Origin of the sequence: Pectobacterium brasiliense (genome assembly GCF_013449685.1) — a bacterium.
GTDB lineage: Bacteria > Pseudomonadota > Gammaproteobacteria > Enterobacterales > Enterobacteriaceae > Pectobacterium > Pectobacterium brasiliense_A.
This window is the reverse complement of record NZ_JACDSF010000023.1, coordinates 13,661-37,029: the sequence shown is the minus strand read 5'-3', so window position 1 is coordinate 37,029 and position 23,369 is coordinate 13,661. Positions and strand designations below refer to the sequence as shown.

The window sequence follows — 23,369 nt, the reverse complement described above, 5'->3', positions numbered from 1 at the left end:
AGACCTCAAACCGTCCAGCTATTTGAAACCACTTCAGCCTGTTTCAGTATCAGATCGACAGCATAAGGTGTTCTATCTGGCGGATACTTATATTTGCGTAACGTCTGACGCACAAGAATACGCAGTCGAGCCCGTACACTTTCTCGCACCTGCCAGTCTACCGTTGTGGATTGGCGTAATTTTAGCGTAACTTCGATCGCCAGCTTCTTAAGGACATCATCTCCTAGCTCCCGTACTGCGCTTTCGTTTTCTGCCAGCGCATCGTAGAACGCGATTTCGTCCGGGTTCAGTCCCAATGCCTCATCACGCGCCATCGCTTCCTGAAACTCTTTTGCCATCTGGATCAGTTCTTCAATCACCTGTGCAGTTTCAATGGCGCGGTTATTGTATTTGAGCAGTACGGCTTTCAGGCGCTCTGAATATTTCTTCTCTTGTACCACATTGTTTTTGGTTCGGGCATGAATGCCGTCGTTCAGGAGTTTTTCTAGCAACTCGACAGCCAGATTACGCTGCGGCATTTCACGTACTTCTTCTAGAAATTCGTCCGATAACAGTCCGATATTCGGTTTATCTAGGCCAGCCAGTGCAAATACATCATCTACACCCGTCGCAATAATGGCGTTATCGAGGATCTTACCGAGCAGTGTATTTTTCTCTGACTGACTGAATTTTTTATCGGTTGTTGTCAGCTTAATGATTGCCACTTTCACTGCTGACAGGAAAGCCACCTCTTTTTGTAGAGATTTAGCTTCGTCAAGCGTACTGCACAGCGACCACGCTTTGTTCATCGCCAGCACGACATCGAAAAAGCGCTTTTTGCCATCATCAAGACCCAGCACGTAATCTGCGGCTTTAAGTAAAAACCGTTGAGGGACCTCTTCAAAACCAGTGTAATCAAACCCGGATGCCGTTGGTGTTTTAGCAAACATGCCGTGAATAACATCCAGCTTTTCAAGCAGGATGGAGAACGCTTCATGAGCATCGACGGTAGTCTGTCCTTTACCTTTTGAATCGGTATAGGTTTTCAACGCCTGTTTCAGTTCATTGGCGATACCGATGTAATCCACTACCAGGCCGCCAGGCTTATCTTTGAATACGCGGTTTACACGTGCAATCGCCTGCATCAGGTTATGTTCGCGCATCGGTTTGTCGATATACATAGTGTGGCAGCATGGAGCATCAAATCCGGTAAGCCACATATCGCGCACAATCACCAGTTTCAGCGGATCGTTGAGATCTTTGAAACGTGCTTCAAGGCGTTTTTTGGTTTGCTTATTGTAGATGTGTGACTGGAAATGTTCTTTGTCGGCAGCGGAGCCGGTCATGATGATTTTTATTTCACCTTTTTCGACGTCTTTGCTGTGCCATTTCGGGCGTAATGCAACTAAGGCATCATACAGCTTCACGCAGATTTCACGGCTCATGGCCACAATCATCGCCTTACCGTTCATTGTGGCATTACGCGCCTCAAAATGTTGAACCAAATCAGCGGCCACCTGATTGATGCGCGGTTCAGAACCGACCAGTTTTTCCAGGCGGCTCCAGTCCCCTTTGGTTTTCTCTTTTTGCGCAATCTCTTCATCTTCAACTAACTCATCCACTTGATTAGACAGCGTATCTAGATCTTCGTGATTGAGGTCGAGTTTTGCCAGACGAGACTCATAATAGATAGGTACGGTTGCGCCGTCTTCCACGGCGTCCTGAATATCGTAGATTGAGACGTAATCACCAAACACCGCTCGGGTATCTTTATCTTCGGAAGAAACTGGTGTTCCGGTAAAGCCCATAAACGATGCATTGGGTAATGCATCACGCATATGTTTGGCATAACCGTACTTATAAGAGCCCGTTTCCCGGTTCAGCGTGGCGCTAAGACCATACTGGCTGCGGTGCGCCTCATCGGAAATGACGACGATATTACTGCGCAGGTTGAGCGACGGGTGTGTCTGTTCGCCATCCAAAGGGGCAAATTTTTGCACAGTGGTAAAAATAATCCCGCCTGATTCACGGGCATTAAGCATTTCGCGGAGCTGATCGCGGTCGTTCGCCTGCAATGGCTCCTGCTTCAGCAGATCCTGCGCCTGGCAGAACGTGGCATACAATTGGCCGTCGAGATCGTTACGGTCGGTGACAACGACGATGGTGGGGTTGTTCATCTCAGCCTGTTGCAGCAATTTCCCTGCGTAGCAGCACATTGAAATGCTCTTACCTGAGCCTTGGGTGTGCCATACCACGCCCGCTTTTTTACTGCCTGGCGTGATGTTACTGCGCAAAGGCAAGTGTTTACCGGTAGAGGCCACAATCGTCGCTGCCACTGCCTCACGCACAGCATGGAACTGATGATAGGCGGCAATTTTTTTTATTAGCCGATTGCCGTCAGTTTCAAACAGAATGAAATAACGAATGTAGTCGAGCAGCAGTTCGCGGTTAAAGAACCCTTTCACTACCGTTTCAAGCTGCCACTCAAACAGCGGCTTTTCATCTTCATTAGTTAACGTTTTCCACGGCAGGAAACGTTCTTCGTTTGCGGTGAGAGAACCGATACGAGCATTGTAGCCATCGCTGATCACCAGCGCTTCATTGCAGATAAACAGATCGCTGAGTTCGTTTTTGTAGGTTTGCAACTGATTAAATGCGGCCCAGATATCGGCATTAGCATCAATCGGGCTTTTCAGTTCAATGACAGCGACGGGTAGACCGTTGATATAACTGATGACATCCGGACGACGTACCTGCTTCGTTCCCTGGATGGCGACCTGATTCACCACTGTAAAGCGGTTATGCTTGGCGTAGTTGAAATCCATCAGTAGGGCTTTATCGTGGATAATCTTATCGTCCTGTTTGTACTGCACCGGCACGCCGTCGAGCAGCAGGTGATGGAAGGTTTTGTTACTAACGACCAGATCCGGACTTTGCGCATGAGCGATACGCAGTATTACCTCGTCCAACACGGCAACTGGGAGATGTGGGTTAATCTTTTGCAACTGTTCCAGTAACACCGGGCGCAAAAAAACATCATGGAACGAAGCACGCAGCGGATTGTCGCCATCTGGCGCAATATCCGGTCCGTGCAATACTTCCCAGCCCAGTTCAGCAAACCATTGAAGACTTTGCTGTTCTAAATCGTCTTCGCTCAGCATCAGGCTTCCCCTGTCTCAAGTTCTTCCGTATCTTCCGGCGTGTTTGAAATAGCTTTGAGTGCCATATTTAGCGGGGCAATAAAGGGATCGAGTGCTTTTTCAAACGCAGTCAGGTTTATCAACAGCCAGTCGATCATCGCTGACCAATTGCTCTCATCAAGGCTAGTCGCAAATGTGGCGAAAGAGATACGGCAGGATTTTTTACCAGGTAAAGGCTCCCACTTAAGCGCATGGCCGAAGGTGCTCTCAATCATCTCTTTACGCTCATACAGCCAATTAAAGGCAAAGGTATTGCTCTCCGCAGAGGCTTTGGCAATCCACAGCTCGACGCGAATCTCTTTTTTACTGAAAATCAAGTTATACGACACAGCACTAATACCAGACCCAGCACTGAGCCAGTGGTCGGTAGAGGGGCTGATATTGTTATACAACGTACACGTGCTGGCTTTCAGGCGTTCGAGCATTTTGGTCCAAAAGGCTTTACGCAACTGATGCCGGGTTTTCAGTTCGCCGCTGGCTGACTGCTCTTCAGCCTCTTTCTGTGCCATGCCGATCATGTAAGATTCTGCTTCCGGTGTTGGGATCACCTGGCGTATATCGACAAACACCTCGTCATTAAATTTATACGGTTTGACCTTAAAGCACTGTACTCGCAGACCAAACTGCATCAACCACAGGGCAGTATTGGTCACTTCCTTACGGAAGTTGGCTGCCACCATCATCACCCGCTGGCTACGGCTCTGATTGATTTGCACTTCGTCCAGGCTTTCACACTCCAGAAATTCAGCCATCACCTCGGCAGCCGGGCGGGTTTCTTCCGGATCATATTTATCGAGATAGAGTTGGAAAGTTTCCAGGATTTGATCTTTACGCAGATTGGCGCAATAGCCCGCGTATTTTAGTGCCTGCCAGATAACGTCGCGCCCGGAGTCATCGAGTTTATTTTCGATAATTACCAGATTGCGCTGTTTATCGATCGCCAGCAGGTCAAGGCGCTCTTTGGTGTCGTCAAAACCAGCGAACTCTTTCTGAATAATCAGCAGTTCATCGTCGTTGTCGCGGGTCAGCGCCTGCGGGTTTTTCGCCAGCCATTCTTGTAAATGATAGCGCTCAGTAAAACCAAGACTACTGAAAGAGACTTCTTGTAGGGAGTGCAGGCTGTTAGTAGGTGTATCGACTTTATACATGTTCCACCTCTTTGACTGCCTGCTCGGCTTCCGGCAGGGTGATTTCACCAGAGAGGAGTTTGGGGAGGAGGGTGTCACGGAATTGGGTTAACGTTTTATTCTGTGTATTGTTTATTTCAATGAATGAATAATACTTACCAACTGCCTTTGAAAAAGCATCAGAAATCTTCTTATCAGGGAAAATACATTGCCATCCCATAATCGCTGTTTTATCACCACGAGGCATTTTCACTCCTTTAGATGTCAGCATCATGAAATCAAAGAATGACTCTTGATAAAGGAGGTTGTAAATATACTCTACAGTTACAGCATCTCGTGCTTCAAAGGCTAATACATCCGCCGAACGGCCACCGCTATAACGAGCTAACCAAATTTTTTTAAAATAAGGACGAATATTGGAAATCAGAACATGTCCAGATCTAAAACTTGGAATGCTATTTACTGATGGTAATGAAGTGGCTGTAGAAATTCCCGCTCGGTTTTCCAACATATTTTCAGTAGATACATATGTTTCAGCTGTCAAAGAAGAAACATCTACTTTTCCGTTGGCAAAAATGGCAATGTTACTCAATGGTCCAAGATTCCATCCCTCTGGAATATCCCCCAACTCACTCTCATATATTGCAGACGGAAACAGTTCTGCCGTGGCTTTTAATTCGGCATATTGATCAGGGTATTCACGCTCAAAAACCATCAACGCATCTGCATCTTTACCAGAAATCGCAGTCATAGCAGCAAGCGTCGCATCTTCCTGCGAACCGCCTGCACCCAGCACTGCCATTTTGGCTTTTACCGGTTCAAAATCGACAAACCAGCTTTTGAACAGGGCTTGCGCCATTTTTTCGAGAGTTTGGTTAATTTTTTTATTTAATTTTATTTTGCTATCAATGCATTGAAAAATATGGGAAATTTTCTTTTGTATAACTAAAGAGGGTAGTTTGATTTTTAAATTCTTTGCAGAAGCCACGTTAAAATGTTGCTGTACGGCACCAACGAGTTGTGAATTAACCTGATGAACAGCAATTGAGTTCAAGTAGTAGCACAAAAAATAAGGACACAGTTTATGTGTATTAACTCTAACAATAACCAAATCTGAACAGTTGGCCTCTGGCAGCTCATCCGGGATCACGCACGAAGTTCCAGGCTTCCCCGTTCGCACGACAGCAACATCACCAGGACGTAAAACTGATTTCTTTATTTTTTTATGGAATTCAGATGACACATATTTTATGTCGTCCCAGATGACTTCATAATTGGAAATATTTTTTGACCGTAAGAAAGGGATTCCTGAGTCAACGTACTCATGAATCATAGATCCCACAAATCCAACAGTAATCTCATCGGTTAACTCGGATAAAATATTCTCAGCCCAATCATAACGCATAACCCAACCCCCCCAGATTCGCCTTAATCTGCGTTTCCAGCGTCGCGCTCTCTTCCAACTGATCTTTAAGCTGCGCCGTCAGTCGTGCCATCTTCTCGGCAAACGGCTCATCGTCTTCTTCTTGCTCAGCTGCACCGACATAACGCCCAGGAGTAAGCACAAAATCGTTTTTCTGAATATCGTCCAGCGTGGCAGAGAAGCAGAACCCTGCTTCGTTTTCATAGCCTTTATCCGCCTGCCAGGCATGGAAGGTATCGGCAATTTTTGCGATATCCTCACGAGTGAAATCACGCAGTACACGGTCTTTCATATAGCCAATCTGGCGCGCATCAATAAATAGCACTTCACCTTTGCGGTGCGCTTTACCGTTGCCGCCAGATTTATCTTTGGTCAGTAACCAGATACAGGCTGGGATTTGGGTGTTGGTAAACAACTGGCCCGGCAGGGCCACCATACACTCCACCATATCGGCTTCGATCAACTTACGGCGGATCTCGCCTTCATTATTGGTATTAGAACTCATCGAACCGTTGGCTAGCAGCAGCGCCATCGAGCCTTTCGGTGCAAGGTGGTGGATCATATGCTGCATCCAGGCAAAGTTAGCGTTGCCCTGCGGTGGTGTGCCGTATTTCCAACGCACGTCCTCTTTCAGTTTCTCGTTCCACCACTCCTTCATATTGAACGGTGGGTTGGCCATCACGAAGTCGGCACGCAGATCTGGGTGTTGGTCATCCAGCAGTGTATCGGCGTTTTTGCTGCCGAAGTTAAAGTCGATGCCACGGATCGCCATATTCATCGCCGCCAGCTTCCAGGTGGTCGGGTTTGACTCCTGGCCGTAAACAGAAATATTGCGTTTTTGCTCGGCGGCATTGTAATTTTTTTCGCCTGCGTGCTCTTCAATAAAGCGATCGCTGGAAACAAAGAACCCGCCGGAGCCCATTGCTGGGTCGTATACCCGCCCGTTGTACGGTTGCAACATTTCGACAATCAGGGTCACGATGCTTTTGGGCGTGTAGTACTGGCCACCTTGCTTGCCTTCCGCCAGCGCAAACTGGCCGAGGAAATATTCGTACACGTGCCCGAGGATATCTTTGCTCTTTAAGCTGAGTTTTTCGCCGTTATATTCCGGGTTACTAAAGTTCGCGTCAGAGAAGGTGTTAATCAGCCCAGTCAGCACCTCGTTGCCCAGTTGGTACTGGCTGATGCGGTTCAGAATACCTTTCAGCTTCGGGTTGGTTTTTTCAATTTCATCCAACGCGTTATCCACCAGCCAGGAAACGGAGCGCAGTTTGACCTCCAGTCCGGTGTTTTCATCCACCCACAGCACTGTACCGATCGGCAACATGGCTTTATTTTTCAGTATTTCCCAGCGTGCAGCTTTAGGCACCCAGAAGACGTTTTTCTCGGTATAGTAATCTTCGACTTCCAGCTCATCCTGAATAGCCTGTGCGTATTCTTCGTCGGAGTCGTAATCGTCACGCGACATGGCATAGATGTTGTCTGGATTACCCACATCGCGAAATAGCGCCACTAGCTCCTGCTGGCGCGCCTCGAAGGCATCAGAAACATACTTCAGGAAGATCAGCCCCAGAACCACATGCTTGTAGTTGGCGGCGTCCATGTTGGAACGCAGTTTGTCGGCAGCTTTCCAGAATTTGTTATCCAACTCATTAAGAAACTGTTGTTCAGCGTTGTTCATGAAAATCCTCGGGGTAGATCGCAGCGAAAGAGCAACCATGCCATATCGCAAATTCAGTTTTGGAATGCATTGCGCAAAATGATAACCGTAATGGATACGATTACAAACGACACCGAGTGAAGAAGTTTGCTTTTGAAGGGTAAAAAAGAGGAAACTAGATCACCGTCTCGCTTGTTTATCCTACTTTTATCATTCATTCCTTGAACGGCAGGAGCCATTTAGGGCTCGCGATGCGGTGACGACCATTGCAGCGTATAAATTTTGATTAAAGGTAATCAGAATGTTGTCGATGGTAACTCTGATCACAGATTAATACATTAAACGGATAAAATAATGTCCTGGCTTAATTCTCTCTTAGTGACACTTACGTCTGTGGAACCCCATTGGGTGCCTGTCACCGTTATCGGTCTCGTTAGCTTTGCAGTCGTCTGCTTTATTTACTTTTATTTGATCAGAGCCATTAGAATTGTGAATGGCCTTAAAAAATACACACAATCAATTATCAGCGTTGAAAACAATGCTCCAGAGGCCCAGCTTGAACATCTTAAGAACCTGTTTCAGCGGCCTGGACTCAGGCACGCGTGGAATGAGTTCGAAGAATCGTTGCACCCGCAGCGTGAACTGAGTAACGGGGAAGAAAAAATCCTCCGTATTCGCGCCACTGCACCGAGTGCCAGTTTCTTCTCTGAGCAACAATTGATCGATATTCCTTTAAACACTGAATTCTTCAAACACCTGCCCGGAATTCTGACCGGTGTGGGGATTATCGGCACCTTCTATGGTCTGATGATTGGTCTCAACCATTTCGATCCCAGCACACCAGAACAAGTCACCAGTAGCGTCAATAATCTGCTGCACGATGTGTTGTATGCTTTCTTGGGATCTGCGTTCGCTATTTTTGCCTCCATTTTTGTCACCTGGTTGGAAAAGCTATGCATCGCCAAGTGCTACAAATATCTGGAAAAATTCACTGCTGCTCTGGACTCCCTTTATGACAGCGGCGTTGGTGAGGAGTACCTTGCCTCATTGGTAAAATCCAGTAACGAAAGTGCGACCCAGGCACGTCATCTGAAAGAGAGCCTGGTTACCGATCTCCGCGATATGTTGCTGCAACTAACCGAAAATCAGAAAGCCGAAAATGAACGTCTGGCTAATACGTTAAGCACCACTTACCGCGAATCAGGCGCACAATTTGCCGAGCAAGTCAGTGGTGCGATTGAAAACAGTCTGAAGTCGCCTCTAGATAAAATTGCCGGTGCCGTGCAGACGGCCAGTGGCGATCAAAGCGGTATGGTGCAGAACATGCTTCAGGATGTGCTGACGGCATTTATGGCGAAACTCGACACCACCTTTGGCCAGCAGTTCACTAATCTTAATGAAATGATGGGGCAAACTGTTGGCGCGATTCAGACAATGCAAAACGGTTTCGCCACGTTATTACAGGACATGCGTCAGGTAAGCGATGATTCCCGCCAGGGGAGTGCACAACTTATCGAGAAACTGTTATCAGAGATGAAATCTGGTCAGCAAGCGATGCAGGCTGGCATGAATGACATGCTCACCAGCCTTCAGGCTTCAGTGGCTAAGATTGGCGCAGAAGGTGAAGGGGCCGGTGAGCGTATGGCTCGCCAACTGGAGAAAATGTTCGCCGATAGCGAAGCGCGAGAAAAAGCACAGGCAGAGCATATGGCCGCCTTTATTGAAGCCATCCAAAACTCGGTGCAGCAGGGACAGAGTGCCACAATGGAAAAAATGGCGTCCTCTGTCGAGGCGCTTGGTGAACAGTTGGGTAGCTTGTTTGGGCAGATCGATAAGGGTCAGCAACAGATTTCAGCGAATCAGCAAGCGAATCAACAGTCCTTGCACGAACAGACACAGCGAGTGATGAGTGAGGTAGACGATCAGATTAAACAACTGATCGAAACTGTTGCCAGCCAACATCAGAGAACGACTGAAACACTTCGCCTGTTTGCGGAACAAACCAACCGACAGATTCAGGATATGCAAAATGGCGCGGACAAAATGCGTGTTGCAGCTGAACGCTTTGAACACGCAGGCGATCGAGTCTCGGAAGCAAATCACCTCACTGCTGATGTACTGAATAAAGCGCAATCTGCGGGTTCATCGCTCTCTCTTGCCACCAGCGAACTCACATCTGTAGTGGCCGATTATCGTAACAATCGGGAAGCCGTTAGCAAATCAATTGCTATGCTGGAATTACTCGCCGCTAATACACAGTCTGAACAAACCACGCGTAACCAATTTATCGCCGATCTTAAACAGCACGGTGAACGTCTGCAGAGCTATAACCGGGAAGCACAGGCTTTTATGGAAAATGTCAGTGACGTGCTTGGGAAAGGGTTTGAAGACTTCTCTGACGGTGTTTCACGTAGTCTGGATAAAACACTGGGTAAACTTGATGTAGAAATGGCAAAAGCTTCCAATCTGCTCGCCGGTTCTGTTGAACAGATTGGAGAAAGCATCAGCGAGCTTGACGATGTTCTGTCACGCGCGCGTGCCTGAGGGGTGACAGCTGATGTTTGGAAACGCATTTGGCGTTAAAAAACGCCGCAGCGATGAGGCGGAGAAACCATTCTGGATTTCCTATGCTGACCTGATGACGGCTATGATGGTGTTATTTCTGGTGGTTATGGTGGCGTCGCTGAGCTCTGTTACACAGCGCATTCAACGTGTGGAGCAGGGGGAAAAAACAAGGGGGCAGGATATATCCAAATTGTGTGAGCGCTTGGAATTGCATGCCCGCAACGTGAATAAAACTATTGTTGTAGATTGTCACGATAACCGCATCAGTTTTGGCGAAGCCGGGCGTTTCGATCACAACCGTTTTTTCCTGAACGCTGAAGGGCAAAAAGCACTGCAGGATGTTGTTCCGCTGGTGCTGGAAGCTGCCGACAGTGAAGAGGGCAAAAAGTGGTTTAAGCAAATCGTCATTGAAGGGTTTACCGACACTGATGGCTCATATCTGTATAACTTACATCTCTCCCTACAGCGCTCTGAATGGGTGATGTGTAGTCTGCTTGATAGCCGCAGCCCACTGCAAAAAGGTCTTTCTGCAGAACAACAGATCCAAATCCGTAAACTTTTCCTTGCAGGTGGCGTCTCCTTCAATAATGCCAAGGAAAGCAAAGAAGCTAGTCGTCGCGTCGAGTTACGTATGCAGTTCTTCGGGCTTAAAGATAAACGAGATAAGGCCGATGAGGTGGATTTTCCCCTTGTAGTTAATAAAGAAGTTTGTCAGTTGGTAATGCCCCAATGACGCCTGCACTCAGTTCTCTTTCTCAACGTATTGCCGCTAGGCTTTCTTCCAGTCAACGGGATGACCATTATCTACGTAATGATTTCCATACGTTGGCCTCCGCTGCTCTAGATATGGAAAAACGGTTTGATAAAGCAGAAAGAATCCCCTTACCTCCTCAAGAAATGCGGCTAGCGGCCCTGCGTCGTCTTCGTCTTGCGGAAGAACTCACGGAACGAGAGTGGCGGATGGTATTTTATGGTCTTGCCGATAACGATCCGTCATATCCTGACCAGCCAATCCTGCTGGAGGATGATGTATTTTTTCCTGAGGTCGACAACGCTATCAAGACGCGGTTGGAATCTAAAGCGTTAAAACGCAAGGATTGGGCGGCACTTTGTTCAAGCTATTTTGCTTACCAGCATGAATCACCCGAGACAAACCCGCACTGGTGCGTATTGCGTGGGCATATCGCCCAAGGGTACTTCGTGGTGAAAGCCGCGATACGACGAGAAAAATCATGGATGAAAACCATTGAGTTTTATCATGACATTTTTACCCCACAAGCCGGAGGCGTGATATCCAAGCAGTTACTGTCAGGCGAAAGAAACTCACTTTCAGCATTAGAGAAAATTGCGCAAATCCCCGATAGTAGTTGGTTGTGGAAACGCATTTTCACTGTTCTTTTAGCACAATTGGATACTCTTGATGATCCTCTGTTTCTGGACAAACTTAGCTGGTTGTTAGGTCTGGCTGCGCAATGGGTACGTTTTCGTGACGATATAATGACTGCGACCCTGACTCGCTATTACCATTCTATCTATCGCGATCAGGCACATTCAGCGCTGAAGCAGGCAGCGTTGGAATACTGGGATAATCCCCAACTGAAAAGCCAGCAAAATAAGTGGCACCAGTATGTCGCCGAGCCGGTCGCTGCGATGGTTCGGGGATGGCTGGCAAAACAAGACCTGACACATTTCTTTGAACTCTTGCGCGGTAATGGCGATGTCGATCAGGCACGATTGCACTACTGGCTTCGTTTCGCCAATCAGATGGGATTTACTCGTATCGTCATGGGGACTGATGCCCGGCAAGATCGTGGTAGCGACTTTGTGAAATTCCGCGACGAGAATAAGGGACGACTGAGCTACTTACGAGGTGGACGTAGCTTTGATAATGCCATGATTATGCAGATCAACGATTATCTGTTCGTTGAATTTTCCGGGACAGGAAATGCGATGTACGCCTATAGAATAGGTCACGCGCCATTTAATCCTGAATCACGCACGCTTGATATTAACATTCATCTAAAAGACCAGGGGCGCTGCGTACTCAGAATGCCTCATGCACCTCGTGCTGAGGGGTATAACAAAGTACGGATAACTGGCTGGATGTTGAAATATGACGATGAGCTGCGCAAGTTGGGTATTCGGTGGATGGCGGAAGAACCCGTTAAGTTTGTCGATAAGAAAACAGACTCTCCAGCCTCTCTGTCTGCCATTAAAATCATCAATCCGTTGCGTGATACGGCTATACAGCGCTTGGTTGAAGGGACTTCATGTGTCGTCAGCGATAATCGACAAAAAGGTGGCGTGCTGTCCGTACAGCTCAATACACCTGACGACACCCTAGAAAGAGAGTTGTTACGACTAGGCTTTGCGCCTGTGGCTAAAGAACCGCATCGTTACTGGATCAAATAATGCTGAAACGCCTGTTAAGTAAACTGACGGGAAACCGTCAGCAGATAGAACGCCACCTAAAGAATAAATATCAGGTTGAGGAAAACGGACTCAGCTTTCCGCTATCGCTGGTTGATGATTCGCAGCTTTGGGCATTGGCATCCTGGCTTGAACAACTGGCTGAAGAAGACTATCTGATATCACTTACAGACCGGTGGTTGTTGAGTTGGGATGCATTGTATCGCCTGCTGGAGGATGAGGAACATGCCAGCAGCCTGCCTCTGATCGGTGTACCTGAGATACTGCCTTTACGCGCAAGCCTGAGTTCACGTGGGGCGTTAAGTGATAACGATTTTCGCGTCTGGATTGCTGAATGGGCTACGGTTCCAACTTGTAAGCCGATCCATTTCAGCCGTACTGGTGCCATTTTGACCCATGAAAATCAGCAATACCTGTTATCACGGGAAAACTGGATACTCTTACAGGCAACAGAGCAACTCAGTGCGCAGCAAACTCAGGCTCCCAGCGAAACGACTAACCAGTTAGGGTGGGCCGCTATCCGCAAATGTGCAAAACAAGCTTCAGCAAAATTTGATGATTATTTAGAAAAAACGCATGTCGTCAAACCAACCTCATTGTCATTACGTCTGCGTAAGGCAAAGGTTGCCGATACTGCGGTTATCGAAATTGAACCCCATTTTGAGGACCAGCCAGCTAACTGGCTAGGCAGTTTTGACAAGAATTCGCAGGTTCATGATAGCTATCGTATCCCTGGAGAGAATGGCGAACTTAGCCACGTCATCATCCCTCCCGAAGTGAAAGAAGTCCTAAACTCAATACACTCGATCCCTGGTCGTCGAGTGGCAGGGAGCGAAGCGCTTTCTTTTGTTCGCAATCCCTATACCTTTTTGGGCGAAGAGGCCGCCAATGTTATTGCCCCCGAAGAACATGAGCAGGCGTTGTTTGATGCCAGGATTTTCTTCCATCATTTCCGATTGATACCCCAACTGAATGCTGAGAATAAGATTGCGGAAGTTACGCTGGTGCTTGAACCGGTTTCACCTGTTCCCCAGCCAGAAATTACTTTTGCATTCTTAGCGCCCTGGGAGCTTGAAAAATTCATACAGCAACTCGGTATTAGTGTAGCAGCACAGATGCCAGCAGGCTCCTGGCAAGGTTACGAGTTGGAGTTAAGTCAGTTCACTGAACAGCAATGGCACGATTGCCAGGCACTGTTAACCCGCTGGCAACAAGAAATTGAAGGAAAAGAATTTAGCGATGTGCTGGATATTGGGAAGTATGGCGATCGAGTGATTGGCATTGGTGAATTTGAAAAAATTTCCTCTCCTTGGCTAACCAAAGCGCAGAGTGAGAACTGGCTTCCTGATGACATCGATTTCTCCGCATTTTCAGTCGAAACACTGGCTGATTGGCAGCCTGAAAATCTTGGCCATTTCAGTGAACTGCAGGAGAGAATTACTCAGGCAGAAGCTGCTGGTGAAACGCATATCACCACACCATGGAATGACAGCGAATTACCGCTGGATGCAGCCAAAACCTTCAGTAAGAACTGGGAAAAACAGCAAAGCGCTGAAAATGAATCTCAAGGTAAAGTTGTCGATAAAGCGGCTCGTGCCGTACTCAAAATTGAGCAGAATATTGAAGAAGCGGCCTACATCAAACAGCGCCGCGATTCACTCCTCAATGCGCGTCATGCAGAACCTGAAATTCCTCTGAGTCTGAAAGAACATATCCGACTCAAAGATCATCAACGTGCAGGCGTTGCCTGGCTCCAGCAACTTTTTCTTAGTTCACCAGAGGAAACTGCGGGTTGCCTGTTGGCGGATGATATGGGGCTGGGGAAAACGCTACAAATTTTGAGCTTCTTGGTCTGGTTTATTGAAAAATTTCCGCAGGAACCGCCCAGTCTTATTGTTGCCCCAGTTTCTCTTTTAGATAACTGGGAACGTGAGCTGGACAACTTCTTCTACACTGCGGGTATTCCCGTGTTGAAATTGTATGGCGAGACGATTAAAGCGGTGAAATACCCCAAACAGGCTATTCCTGCTCATCTGCAGTTTCAGGGAATCAAAAATCTGCTTAAACCTGGCTGGCCAGGTGAGGCGAAAATCATTCTGACGACTTACGAAACGCTTCGCGATCAAGAGTTTTCTCTGGCACGCCAGCCATGGTCCATTATGGTGTGCGATGAGGCACAAAAAATAAAAAATCCAGCAGCGTTAATCACACATGCTGCCAACGCGGTACAAGCAAGGTTTAAAGTGGCGTGTACCGGTACGCCCGTCGAAAACACACTTGTTGACCTGTGGAGCTTATTTGATTTTGCCCAGCCTGGATTATTAGGGGCACTAAATGAATTTGGTAAACATTATGTTCGTCCTATTGAGAACGACGCTGGCCGCGATACGGAACGACTGGAGCGTTTGCGGGCGCTGATAGAACCCCAGACTTTACGCCGAACCAAAGAAGAAGTTGCGCGTGATTTGCCTCAGAAAATTGAAGTAGAAAACTGCAAACAACTGACGTTGTCCGGCGTGCAAAAACAGCTCTACCTTTCGTCTGTTGCAAATTGGCAACAGCAGCAAGCATTGAGCGAAGGGATGCAGCAGGCCGGAGCAGGTATGTTAGGTTTGTTACACCGACTGAAACTCATTTGCGCACACCCTGCAGTAGTTAATCCAGAGCCATGTTTTCGTGATAACTCACCTAAGCTTAACTGGCTGTTGAAAATACTCGAAGAAATAAAGCATACCACGCAAGATAAGGTCATTATTTTTACTGAACTTCGAGACTTACAGCGTGAACTTCAACATGCGATCTATCAGAAATTTGGTTTCCGTCCAGTCATTATTAACGGCGATACCAGCACTAAAAGTAGTAGTCAGAATAGTCGTCAGCGGCTGATCGATGATTTTCAGTCTCAGTCAGGTTTTGGAGTGATTATTCTTTCTACGGTTGCAGTTGGATTCGGTGTTAACGTCCAGAAAGCCAATCATGTTATTCATTTCACTCGTTGCTGGAACCCAGCCAAAGAAGATCAGGCAACAGACCGGGCGTACCGAATAGGACAAACTAAAGACGTGTATGTCTATTATCCGACAGTGAGGGACACTGAAATAACCACATTTGAAGAAACTCTGGATGACCTTCTGCAGCGTCGACGTGCATTGGCCAGAGATATGCTCTGCGCTACTCCTGACTTGAGTGGTGCAGATTTTGAAGTCCTTTTGAAAGGGGCGTAGGTGTTTAAATTGCGTTATTACCCCTGTCGGCTTCGATTCTATGCTGAAGCCAAATGTAAGATCATATTCAACGATGTGTCGTTGTTGAGACAACAGCTTCGCTAGGGAACCTATTCCAGGATATGCCAGAAAACGATAGGTTTATCAGTAACTTTCTGGCCAAGTCCAGATTCCAGTTCTTTAAATTGTATTATTATTTTCAAACCAGTCGATCAGTTCGCGAGCGCTTTTGCAGTGTGGGGGGCTTGGTTGAGCTATGGTGATTTATAAATCTGTAAAGTGAAAAACAGCAGAGCCTTTCGACTCTGCTATGGAAGGAGACGTCTACTATTGAATATCAAACACGGTTTTTAGCAGGAATGTTTCGAGCGATTCATTGCTACACTCCTGAACGCCAGACACCATTGACCAGGTTAAAATCTGCCGTGCCTGATTGTCGTAAAGATAATAGTAACCATCGCCAATTTCGCACAGTGGAACCGCCTGTAACGGATAATTTTTGCCCTCGCGCAGAGGGACTATTGCACTCAGAATATTCAGGTGGGACGTGACGGGTATGCCGAGCCCATAGAGTTCGGTTGCACCGGAAGCTATCAGACCAAACAGTGCAAGATAGGCTCGGTATTCTGGGGAAAATGCGATTTGTAGCGTTTGTTCCGCTGCGGCAATTTCCTGCTCGCTTGCTGGGCGAGTAATGGCATTGTGCGCTGCAACCTGTTGTTCGACCTGTTTCATGCTCCCTCCTGTTCCTGACGTTGTTTAATCTCTTCGGCTCGGGCTTTCCAGTGATCCTCTCGTTCTTTAGCAAAGGAACCGCGATCGATCTCCGATTCTTTTGTGGTGTCGTGAAGTACCGTATTATTGCCGCCTTCCATGTGCTGCTCGTGGGTCAGTTCCGCCAGCGGAGAATCCGATTTCTGCCCGATGTGGTGCAGTTCAATGGGTTTACCGTTCTCATCCAGCGGTGGTTTACCCATCTCCATTCGTTCAAGGTTGGTATTACCCAGTGCGTCAGTTTGTTCTAGGTCGATGTCGTTATTTACTAGCGCATCTTTACCATTTACGGGCTGACATTCCAGTCCCGCTTCCTGATAGATTGTGGCTTCCTCTTCACTGCCGATGTTGTCGATAACCTCCTTGCTGTAGCCATCTTCTGTAAGCACCTCTTTGGTCTCTTCGGTCAACTCAGTGAGCCCAAGGCGCAGACCACACTGTTCGGTAGCCTGTTTAATGAAAATAGGTTTATCGAGTTCTTTTAGCGAAACATCTCTACTGGGAAGTTCACCCATTCTTTCCATGAGTGTTCCCACCATCTCTTTTTCCAGCTCTTTAATTATAATTGCCTCAATCATGCGACAGCCTCCGAGGTAATGTAATCACGCCATTCGGCATACACAGGCAGAAACTCCTCGCTACGGGTAACCAGATCGCGCATAAAGCATTGTTGTATTGCTACATTGAGCGATTCGGGCAACTCGCCTGCCTGCCGGGTAATCAACCGACGGAACGTTGTGTCGAGGACATCAAACCCTGACGCTTGTCGCACACAGCGTTCAATAGCGGAGGAGTAGCCGAACAGATTAACCACGATGTTCGCCAGTCGGGCAAAATTCTGCTCCTGATGCAGTCCGAGCATTCCTGTTTCTCGGAAAGCAGAAAATAACGATTTTAACTGGATTTTTTGTGTCGTAGCGAGGTTGCTGCCATCCAATTCAGCCTCTAGCGTCTCAAGTGATATTACCTGTGGGACTGGTACGCGTGGTGACAGTAACCAATTGAGCAAATGTTGGTTGAATTGCTGCGCGTTAGTCGCCATGGATGTGGGAGCATCGTAGTGATACAGCACTTCTTTACCAGCAAATTTATTCACTCGGCAAAGCACGGGTTCAAGCCAGTCATTCTGGTAAACCAGCGCGACCCCTTTTGGAAAACGCGCCAGTTCATCGAGTTGCTCATCGTTCAGCCCTGCGGATTTCCCTGCAATCCGGCGATCGGCTTCATCCGGCAACCGCATGATAATTTTGGTGTTTGTATTACGAATGGCCGAAATATCAACGGCATAAGGGGATTGATCGGCAATGATAAATCCTTCGCCCCAGGTACGCATTTCTGCAATCGCATTGGCGAGCATTTCAACGGATTTTCCGGTAATGTCGTTGCCTTCTCCGCCGCTTGTGTTGCCACGTTTCAGAATGTTGTGAGCTTCTTCTAGGACAGTGACATGTTTTAATGGCTGATTCATACCGGAGTTTGCCGCGCGGTATTCGCTCAGGCGGATCACCAGAATGCCCATGATCAGCGATTTTGTCTCCTGCGCGCCGATACGACTGAGATCGATAATGACTTTACGGTCGAACAACTCCATGCTGTCGATCTCTTCGCCGCAGAATATCTGTCCATTCAGCCCATTGGTCAGCGATTTAACGCGAGTCACCAGCGAACCGGTGTAGTTACTTTTTAGTTCCTGCGAATAGGCCGAATCATCAATCACGGCTTGTAACTGCGCCAGTAGATCGTTAAAGGTCGGGAACAGTGCTGGCGAGAACTGGTTTATAGAGTCGACCATGTTCCAACCGCATTCGCTGTAGCTTTGTAGAATCGCCTCTTTGAGGATAGCTGGCATGGCCGCATACATTGGCCAGCACATAGAAAACACTTCCACTAGGCGATCGATATGTTCCAGAACGTGGGTTTCTGGTGGAAAACGGAACGGGTTAATCCGCAGCAGCTCGCTGTAGCGAGTATTGCTGCCCAGAACACGCACGTCAGGGTGATGACCAAAGATATGTTTATATTCGCCTTTCGCCGGTTCAATGACTAGAAAAGGGATTCCGTGCTGGCCCAGTTGAGAGAGCAACTCATAAATGGTGTTGCTTTTGCCTGCACCAGTCGAACCGGTCACAAAAAGGTGGCTTGCCAGTTGGTTAACATCAAGATTGATGGTCTGTGGCAAGTCGTTCCACAGGTGACGGATCTGGCCTAGACAAATTTGTCGTTCACGCTTTTCCGTTGCGTTGTTGCTGTCCAGACGTTGGACTTTGCGGCCAAACGCCTGAGTTTGCAGAACGGCAACTGTGGAGGTTGAGCGGCGCGGCAGGCTTAACTGAATGGCCATCTCCTTACTGGAAACTAGCGTGGCGGGGGTCAGGAAATCAATGTTGATACCGGCTGAAAACATTGGAGTCAAGTGCGGATGCGTCAACGTTGTCAGCCATTCGAGCACCATTTTTTTTTCGCGTGACTGCCATGTCGTCAGTGCGAAATCCTCGGTGCTAGAGCGGCTACCGCGCATTAACCCAAGAAAAATACTAGCAAGTGATTCAGAGGATGCGGTGCTGTCGCCGATGAAATAGGCTGCAGTCTGCCATCCACCATAGGTGTGAGCTTCGTTCACCCTTTCCAGATGGTGATCCACTTTTTCGAGCAGCTTCTCAACGGTTTTGTCGGTGATGTCAAAGGCAATTTGCCGAGTATTACCTTGAGTTTTATTCAGCGAATGGCTGTCTGTCCGGGTGGTGGTATCTGTCTGGGTCGTCGTGGTCGAGTTAGCATGCGACTGGGTAGCCGTCTGACTACTGGAAACACCGGCTGAACCGCCACTCGTTTGGCTAGCAGAAATGTTACGTTCTAGAACATTGTGTTTCAGCAGACAACCCAGGCTGCGCATTGGCCCCATGGTGTCCCCCTGCTGGTATGAGCGCTGAAACTCATCAACAGTACGCGTGAAGGCGTTGCTGGCACCGCTGGTGTAGGTATTACCCCAACTTGAACTTGTTGATGTACCCGTCGTGTCCGAGGTACCTTTGGTTTCCGTCATTCCTAGGCTTTCGCCCAGCGATTGACTCAGTCCCTCACTGATGCTCAGGCCAATACTTTCACTGTCCTGCGCACCGTAAGAGTAATTACGTTTTACCAGCCCAGAAAGCTGGGTAGCAACCTGCTCATAGCCTGTACGGATCACCTCAAGATTCTGCGGAGAGATAGGTTCTGCAAGGATCAGCGCTTGATAGACACGGCTTTCCGCTGCATCAATAAAGTGCTCTAAGCCTTGCATAAAGAGATCATGGTTGTCTGTAGATAACGACGGCACTCCGGTTACGGCAGTGATTGACGCAGAGGGTTCATGCTGCTGAGCCAGTGCACCATCCAGCAGTTCATCCGTTTCGGTTGCGGCCAGAGGGATGAGATGGCTACCCGAAAAATGGCCCTTGAAGGTTTCTTTGAGCAGTTCGCCAGCGCTGTGTCCCAGCGTTTTACCGGCTGTTCCACGCGTACCAATGTACAAATGTGTTTCACGACCGTCAGATTTCAGAAACAGGAAAACGGTATACCCAGCTGCGCCGAGTGCCGTGTAGGCCGCAGTCGTGCTTTCAAGCACCGACTTCTTGTTCTCCTGCACGATACGCTCAATGCGAAAGATCCGAATATCCGTAGCGCGGTTGACCGCAAGCCCCGTCTGGCTTGCGAGATCCTGGAGCGGATAGAGCTTCATTTCTGCCAAATAGCTGCGATTAATTAAGGATCTCGCCGCTTGGAGAGAGACCTCTGTGCGCAGTTCTAACTCCTGCAAACGAGTTGGCGTGATGATTGATTGTGCCATAACGTCATCCTTAAAGTAGTGAAATGACTAGAGCTGCAAGCAGAGCCAACGCGCCACCAGCCAATAATGCAACGCGCAGGAAGCCAGGCTGTACCGACGATGCAGTGGTAGTGGAAGACGACGCGGTACGATAACCTGACTGGTCGTGCTGCTGTGGCCGAGATTGCGGTTGTCTCCGAGTGATAACAATGCGTTCAAACCCTTTAACGCCGCGCTGACGCAGCATGTTACGCACTTCAATCAAATGCTTAAAACGGGATTCTGCAAAGTTAACATTGATGTAGGAGGTTTGGAGATAATAATACTCCGCATCCCACTGAGCGGGATCAAGTATCATCTTGCCTGCCAGAGCGTTTTCTTCGTAGTCTATGAAGAGGTCCGGCACGCGCTCATGGGTCCAGCGAACGGCTTGGGTGACTTCATCTATTGTCAAACGGTTATCTTCCAGCTCGTTAATCAACGCTGAGCGTGCCAGGCTAGTCGTACGGTTAAGTACCATATCTGCCAGGTTATCGCCCGGCGTATAATCGCCAATGCCGTTATTGTTTGTCATTTTTTTGGTTTCCTGTGCAGTAGCTGAAATTCTGACAAAACCCGCTATCCCCTCATTCATGAGATGCTCACGAACGTCAATAAGATGGTTAAGGCGTTTTTGTGAAAAATTACGCTGCGCCAGCTTACGCTGATGGGCAAAATAACCTGCGTTCCAGTCGAGTTCGCTCGGCTCGATGGACTCAAGAAGTTCATTCACCTCATAATCATCAAAGACCGTATTGTTCGGTACCGCCAGGAGAAGTTGGCGCAGAGCGTCGCTTTCCAGTTCGTTTTCAGCCAAGTGCTGTAGCAGCGCCTGTCGAAAAGTCTGCATGATGTCGTCCATTGAAAATTCCATCCTCAGATAGCTAGCGTATTATCAAGCTTTGTTTTGAAATCATTAATCCAGCGCTGCTGCTCTTTTGCTTCGTTAATCGCTTCCTCACGCTTTTCTTTGTCGGTGAGCTGTGTCTGGAGAGCATTGACCAGCGCGTCGAATTTTTCGTTAAATTCACGTTCAATAAAGGCTAGGTAATTCTCTACCAGTTTGTTTTTATCGGTTTCAAATTTTTCAAGAGCACAACTGCGTAAGTCGTTAAATGCACTTTCAACCAGCGTTCTTTTCTGTTTCCAGACATCGTTCATATCTACGTATTTGACATCTCGGTATTCGTAGACAGTACGAGTACTTCCCCAAGAAAAAGGGTTATACCAGCGAGAATTGCTGACTTCTCTCTGCCCGCTGACCACCTGTTTTATTTGAATGTCACGGTCATTAAGGTCGAGATTGAGTGATACCCCCTGAATACTCTCTTTCAGTCCCTGTAGCATAGGGAGAGATAGTTGGCGGGTTTCGTCAAAAATACTCGTAATAAATTTCTTGTACTCATCATTTAGCTCATCTTTTATGTGCTGTTGGCTTACTTCGAATACGGTTTCAAAATCGCCAATCAGGTCGTTATGTAAGAAAGAAAGCTGGCGTTCTGCATTGCTGAGTTCAATCTGCGCGCGGCTAGCATCCACTTCACCCTGAGAGCTAATGGTGTTACTCAATTCATTCAATATGCCACGGAATTTTGCATCCGACGTGGAGAATGAGCTACCAACGAATTTCGGCAAACCTTTACCTTCGCGGCGCACGCGATCCTTGTACGTTTCAGTGTCCAGCCCTTTCTTACGACGTTCCCGCAGCAAGATGATCTCATCGTTAATCAATGCTAGTTCGCTTTCCTCTCGCTGGAGTTGTTCGGCCAATTGTGTCTCTTTCATCCCGAGACTAATAGCACGGTGCAGAGCGGTATAGGCACGGTTCAGGCGAGTTGGGACATTATATTTATCAATGTATTCATCAATCATCACTTCTACGGCAGGAAGGCCGCTACGTTTCAGAACACCGCTCAAACCACGTTCTTCTAGGCTGCGGCGCACGCGTGAGGTCAGTGGCATATAGGACGGGAAATCCATCATCGGCTCTTCAACAAACAGCTCTGTCAGAGTGTGTAAATCTCCTCGCTCTTTCTTGGTCAGGCTGTCGGGATGTTTGCGCAGTAGGCGGGTTAGATGGGCTGAGACCGGATAAACCTGCGGATTGCGGATACCATTGGCTTCCAGGTATTCAGTTACACGCCCCAGAGCAGCCCCCACATCTTCCCCACTTTCCGGATCGAAGGCATCCATTTTGTTGACCACAAAAATAAAGCGATCTTTGCTCTGCTTACCACCTTTTTGCATGGTTTCAGCCACTAGGCTCAGCAGGTTTCTATCGTCATTCGTACCCAGTTGCGTTCCGTTTAGAACATACAAAATCAGAGGATTACGGCGCGAATCTTTAATAAAACTCATAGTTTTAAGTTCGTGGCCTGCATCCTGGCTGTTATTTGGCCCTGGAGTATCGGTTAACACCAGACGTACATGGTCGCGTGGCTGCATCGCAACAATATTGCCGCATAGCTCTATCTCCTGCGTACCTTCCATGCTATTCCATATTTTAAGCGTCTCGATAGAAACATCTGGATGAGACTCTTGCTCTCCCTCAACTGAGAAGCGGCGAGCTAAGAAGCGGCTTCCGGTGGTTTTATCATCAATAATCTGTGCGATTGTCGCCGTTGTTGCTTCGTTGGCAGCAGGGAGCAAATCCTGCCCCAGCATGGCGTTAATTAGCGTGGATTTTCCGGAAGACATGGTTGCTACAACATAGACGTTAAAGTCGTTGTTAAACGCCTCGTGAAAATCGTTGCGCACCTGTTCATTATCTTCTATGTATTTGCTGAACTGATCATTTTTCTTTGCCTCTGCCATCAGAGCATTGATTTCGTCCAGACGATCTTCCGTTGCCCGCACCGGTTCCCAGCGCAATGCAATTATCATGCCATTTGTACGGGCGTGCTCGGCTGCGCCCTGCACATCGATATAATCAGATTCCACCCCTTTAAATGTCACGTCGAACTGCGTTTCGCCATTGAGTAGAGCCTGAATTTCGTTAAACAGAGACTCAACCCACAACTGCAGACGTGCCTCTTTATAGTCCGATAATTTGCAGCCAGGGGCGGGTTCGGTTCCATTAATCAGAAAAACTGATTCCACAGTAAATGGGTTGTGTTCTATATAAATGCTATTCATAGTTATCC

General features: G+C 47.8%; 13 protein-coding genes. 4 read left to right on the top strand and 9 right to left on the bottom strand.

Annotation, left to right across the window (positions count from 1 at the left end; translation table 11 throughout):
• Positions 1 to 5: 5 nt before the first annotated feature.
• From H0248_RS10775 to H0248_RS10760, 4 genes are read right to left on the bottom strand one after another with little or no spacing between them, the layout of a single operon-like run.
• On the bottom strand, positions 6 to 3,140 hold the full coding sequence (locus tag H0248_RS10775) for a type I restriction endonuclease subunit R (protein WP_180785930.1): 3,135 nt from the start codon (positions 3,138 to 3,140) through the stop codon (positions 6 to 8).
• A complete protein-coding gene (locus H0248_RS10770) occupies positions 3,140 to 4,327 on the bottom strand; it encodes a DUF4268 domain-containing protein (RefSeq protein WP_180785929.1) in 1,188 nt (395 codons plus the stop codon). The genes H0248_RS10775 and H0248_RS10770 overlap by 1 nt, the downstream gene beginning before the upstream one ends.
• Positions 4,320 to 5,711: a restriction endonuclease subunit S gene (locus H0248_RS10765; protein ID WP_180785928.1), complete on the bottom strand. Its 1,392-nt coding sequence runs from the start codon at positions 5,709 to 5,711 to the stop codon at positions 4,320 to 4,322. Before H0248_RS10765 ends, H0248_RS10770 begins: the two co-directional genes overlap by 8 nt.
• The gene (locus tag H0248_RS10760; RefSeq protein WP_180785927.1) at positions 5,701 to 7,410 is read right to left on the bottom strand and encodes a class I SAM-dependent DNA methyltransferase; all 1,710 of its coding nucleotides are present in this window, start codon (positions 7,408 to 7,410) and stop codon (positions 5,701 to 5,703) included. The genes H0248_RS10765 and H0248_RS10760 overlap by 11 nt, the downstream gene beginning before the upstream one ends.
• 333 nt (positions 7,411 to 7,743) lie before the next feature.
• On the opposite strand from H0248_RS10760, the gene zorA1 reads away from it, so the two are divergent.
• Genes zorA1 through zorD form a run of 4 tightly spaced genes read left to right on the top strand, consistent with a single transcriptional unit; the run spans position 7,744 to position 15,608 of the window.
• On the top strand, positions 7,744 to 9,933 hold the full coding sequence (gene zorA1 / locus H0248_RS10755) for a type I Zorya anti-phage system protein ZorA1 (RefSeq protein ID WP_180785926.1): 2,190 nt from the start codon (positions 7,744 to 7,746) through the stop codon (positions 9,931 to 9,933).
• Between the two features lie 13 nt (positions 9,934 to 9,946).
• Entirely contained in the window at positions 9,947 to 10,687 is a 741-nt protein-coding gene (gene zorB1 / locus H0248_RS10750; RefSeq protein WP_009114116.1) for a type I Zorya anti-phage system protein ZorB1, read from the top strand.
• Complete coding sequence (gene zorC / locus H0248_RS10745) at positions 10,684 to 12,366, top strand: type I Zorya anti-phage system protein ZorC (RefSeq protein ID WP_180785925.1); 1,683 nt, start codon at positions 10,684 to 10,686, stop codon at positions 12,364 to 12,366. The genes zorB1 and zorC overlap by 4 nt, the downstream gene beginning before the upstream one ends.
• Entirely contained in the window at positions 12,366 to 15,608 is a 3,243-nt protein-coding gene (gene zorD / locus H0248_RS10740) for a type I Zorya anti-phage system protein ZorD (RefSeq protein ID WP_180785924.1), read from the top strand. The genes zorC and zorD overlap by 1 nt, the downstream gene beginning before the upstream one ends.
• Before the next feature lie 327 nt (positions 15,609 to 15,935).
• Here the strand turns inward: zorD and H0248_RS10735 are convergent, their stop codons facing one another.
• The 5 genes from H0248_RS10735 to H0248_RS10715 are packed head-to-tail and all read right to left on the bottom strand — an operon-like array spanning position 15,936 to position 23,361.
• A complete protein-coding gene (locus H0248_RS10735; protein WP_180785923.1) occupies positions 15,936 to 16,343 on the bottom strand; it encodes an SMI1/KNR4 family protein in 408 nt (135 codons plus the stop codon).
• Positions 16,340 to 16,960 carry an HNH/ENDO VII family nuclease gene (locus tag H0248_RS10730; protein WP_180785922.1) on the bottom strand — a complete coding sequence of 207 codons (621 nt, stop codon included), beginning with the start codon at positions 16,958 to 16,960 and terminating at the stop codon, positions 16,340 to 16,342. Before H0248_RS10730 ends, H0248_RS10735 begins: the two co-directional genes overlap by 4 nt.
• On the bottom strand, positions 16,957 to 20,208 hold the full coding sequence (locus tag H0248_RS10725; protein WP_180785921.1) for an ATP-binding protein: 3,252 nt from the start codon (positions 20,206 to 20,208) through the stop codon (positions 16,957 to 16,959). The genes H0248_RS10730 and H0248_RS10725 overlap by 4 nt, the downstream gene beginning before the upstream one ends.
• Positions 20,209 to 20,218: 10 nt before the next feature.
• On the bottom strand, positions 20,219 to 21,088 hold the full coding sequence (locus H0248_RS10720; protein WP_180785920.1) for a hypothetical protein: 870 nt from the start codon (positions 21,086 to 21,088) through the stop codon (positions 20,219 to 20,221).
• 14 nt (positions 21,089 to 21,102) lie between these two features.
• Complete coding sequence (locus H0248_RS10715) at positions 21,103 to 23,361, bottom strand: dynamin family protein (RefSeq protein WP_180785919.1); 2,259 nt, start codon at positions 23,359 to 23,361, stop codon at positions 21,103 to 21,105.
• Positions 23,362 to 23,369: the final 8 nt, after the last annotated feature.

Bases quoted from the DNA above. Each gene is read 5' to 3' on its own strand.
- H0248_RS10775 (WP_180785930.1), bottom strand. From the start codon at position 3,140: ATGCTGAGCGAAGACGATTTAGAACAGCAAAGTCTTCAATGGTTTGCT.
- H0248_RS10770 (WP_180785929.1), bottom strand. From the start codon at position 4,327: ATGTATAAAGTCGATACACCTACTAACAGCCTGCACTCCCTACAAGAA.
- H0248_RS10765 (WP_180785928.1), bottom strand. From the start codon at position 5,711: ATGCGTTATGATTGGGCTGAGAATATTTTATCCGAGTTAACCGATGAG.
- H0248_RS10760 (WP_180785927.1), bottom strand. From the start codon at position 7,410: ATGAACAACGCTGAACAACAGTTTCTTAATGAGTTGGATAACAAATTC.
- zorA1 (WP_180785926.1), top strand. From the start codon at position 7,744: ATGTCCTGGCTTAATTCTCTCTTAGTGACACTTACGTCTGTGGAACCC.
- zorB1 (WP_009114116.1), top strand. From the start codon at position 9,947: ATGTTTGGAAACGCATTTGGCGTTAAAAAACGCCGCAGCGATGAGGCG.
- zorC (WP_180785925.1), top strand. From the start codon at position 10,684: ATGACGCCTGCACTCAGTTCTCTTTCTCAACGTATTGCCGCTAGGCTT.
- zorD (WP_180785924.1), top strand. From the start codon at position 12,366: ATGCTGAAACGCCTGTTAAGTAAACTGACGGGAAACCGTCAGCAGATA.
- H0248_RS10735 (WP_180785923.1), bottom strand. From the start codon at position 16,343: ATGAAACAGGTCGAACAACAGGTTGCAGCGCACAATGCCATTACTCGC.
- H0248_RS10730 (WP_180785922.1), bottom strand. From the start codon at position 16,960: ATGATTGAGGCAATTATAATTAAAGAGCTGGAAAAAGAGATGGTGGGA.
- H0248_RS10725 (WP_180785921.1), bottom strand. From the start codon at position 20,208: ATGGCACAATCAATCATCACGCCAACTCGTTTGCAGGAGTTAGAACTG.
- H0248_RS10720 (WP_180785920.1), bottom strand. From the start codon at position 21,088: ATGGACGACATCATGCAGACTTTTCGACAGGCGCTGCTACAGCACTTG.
- H0248_RS10715 (WP_180785919.1), bottom strand. From the start codon at position 23,361: ATGAATAGCATTTATATAGAACACAACCCATTTACTGTGGAATCAGTT.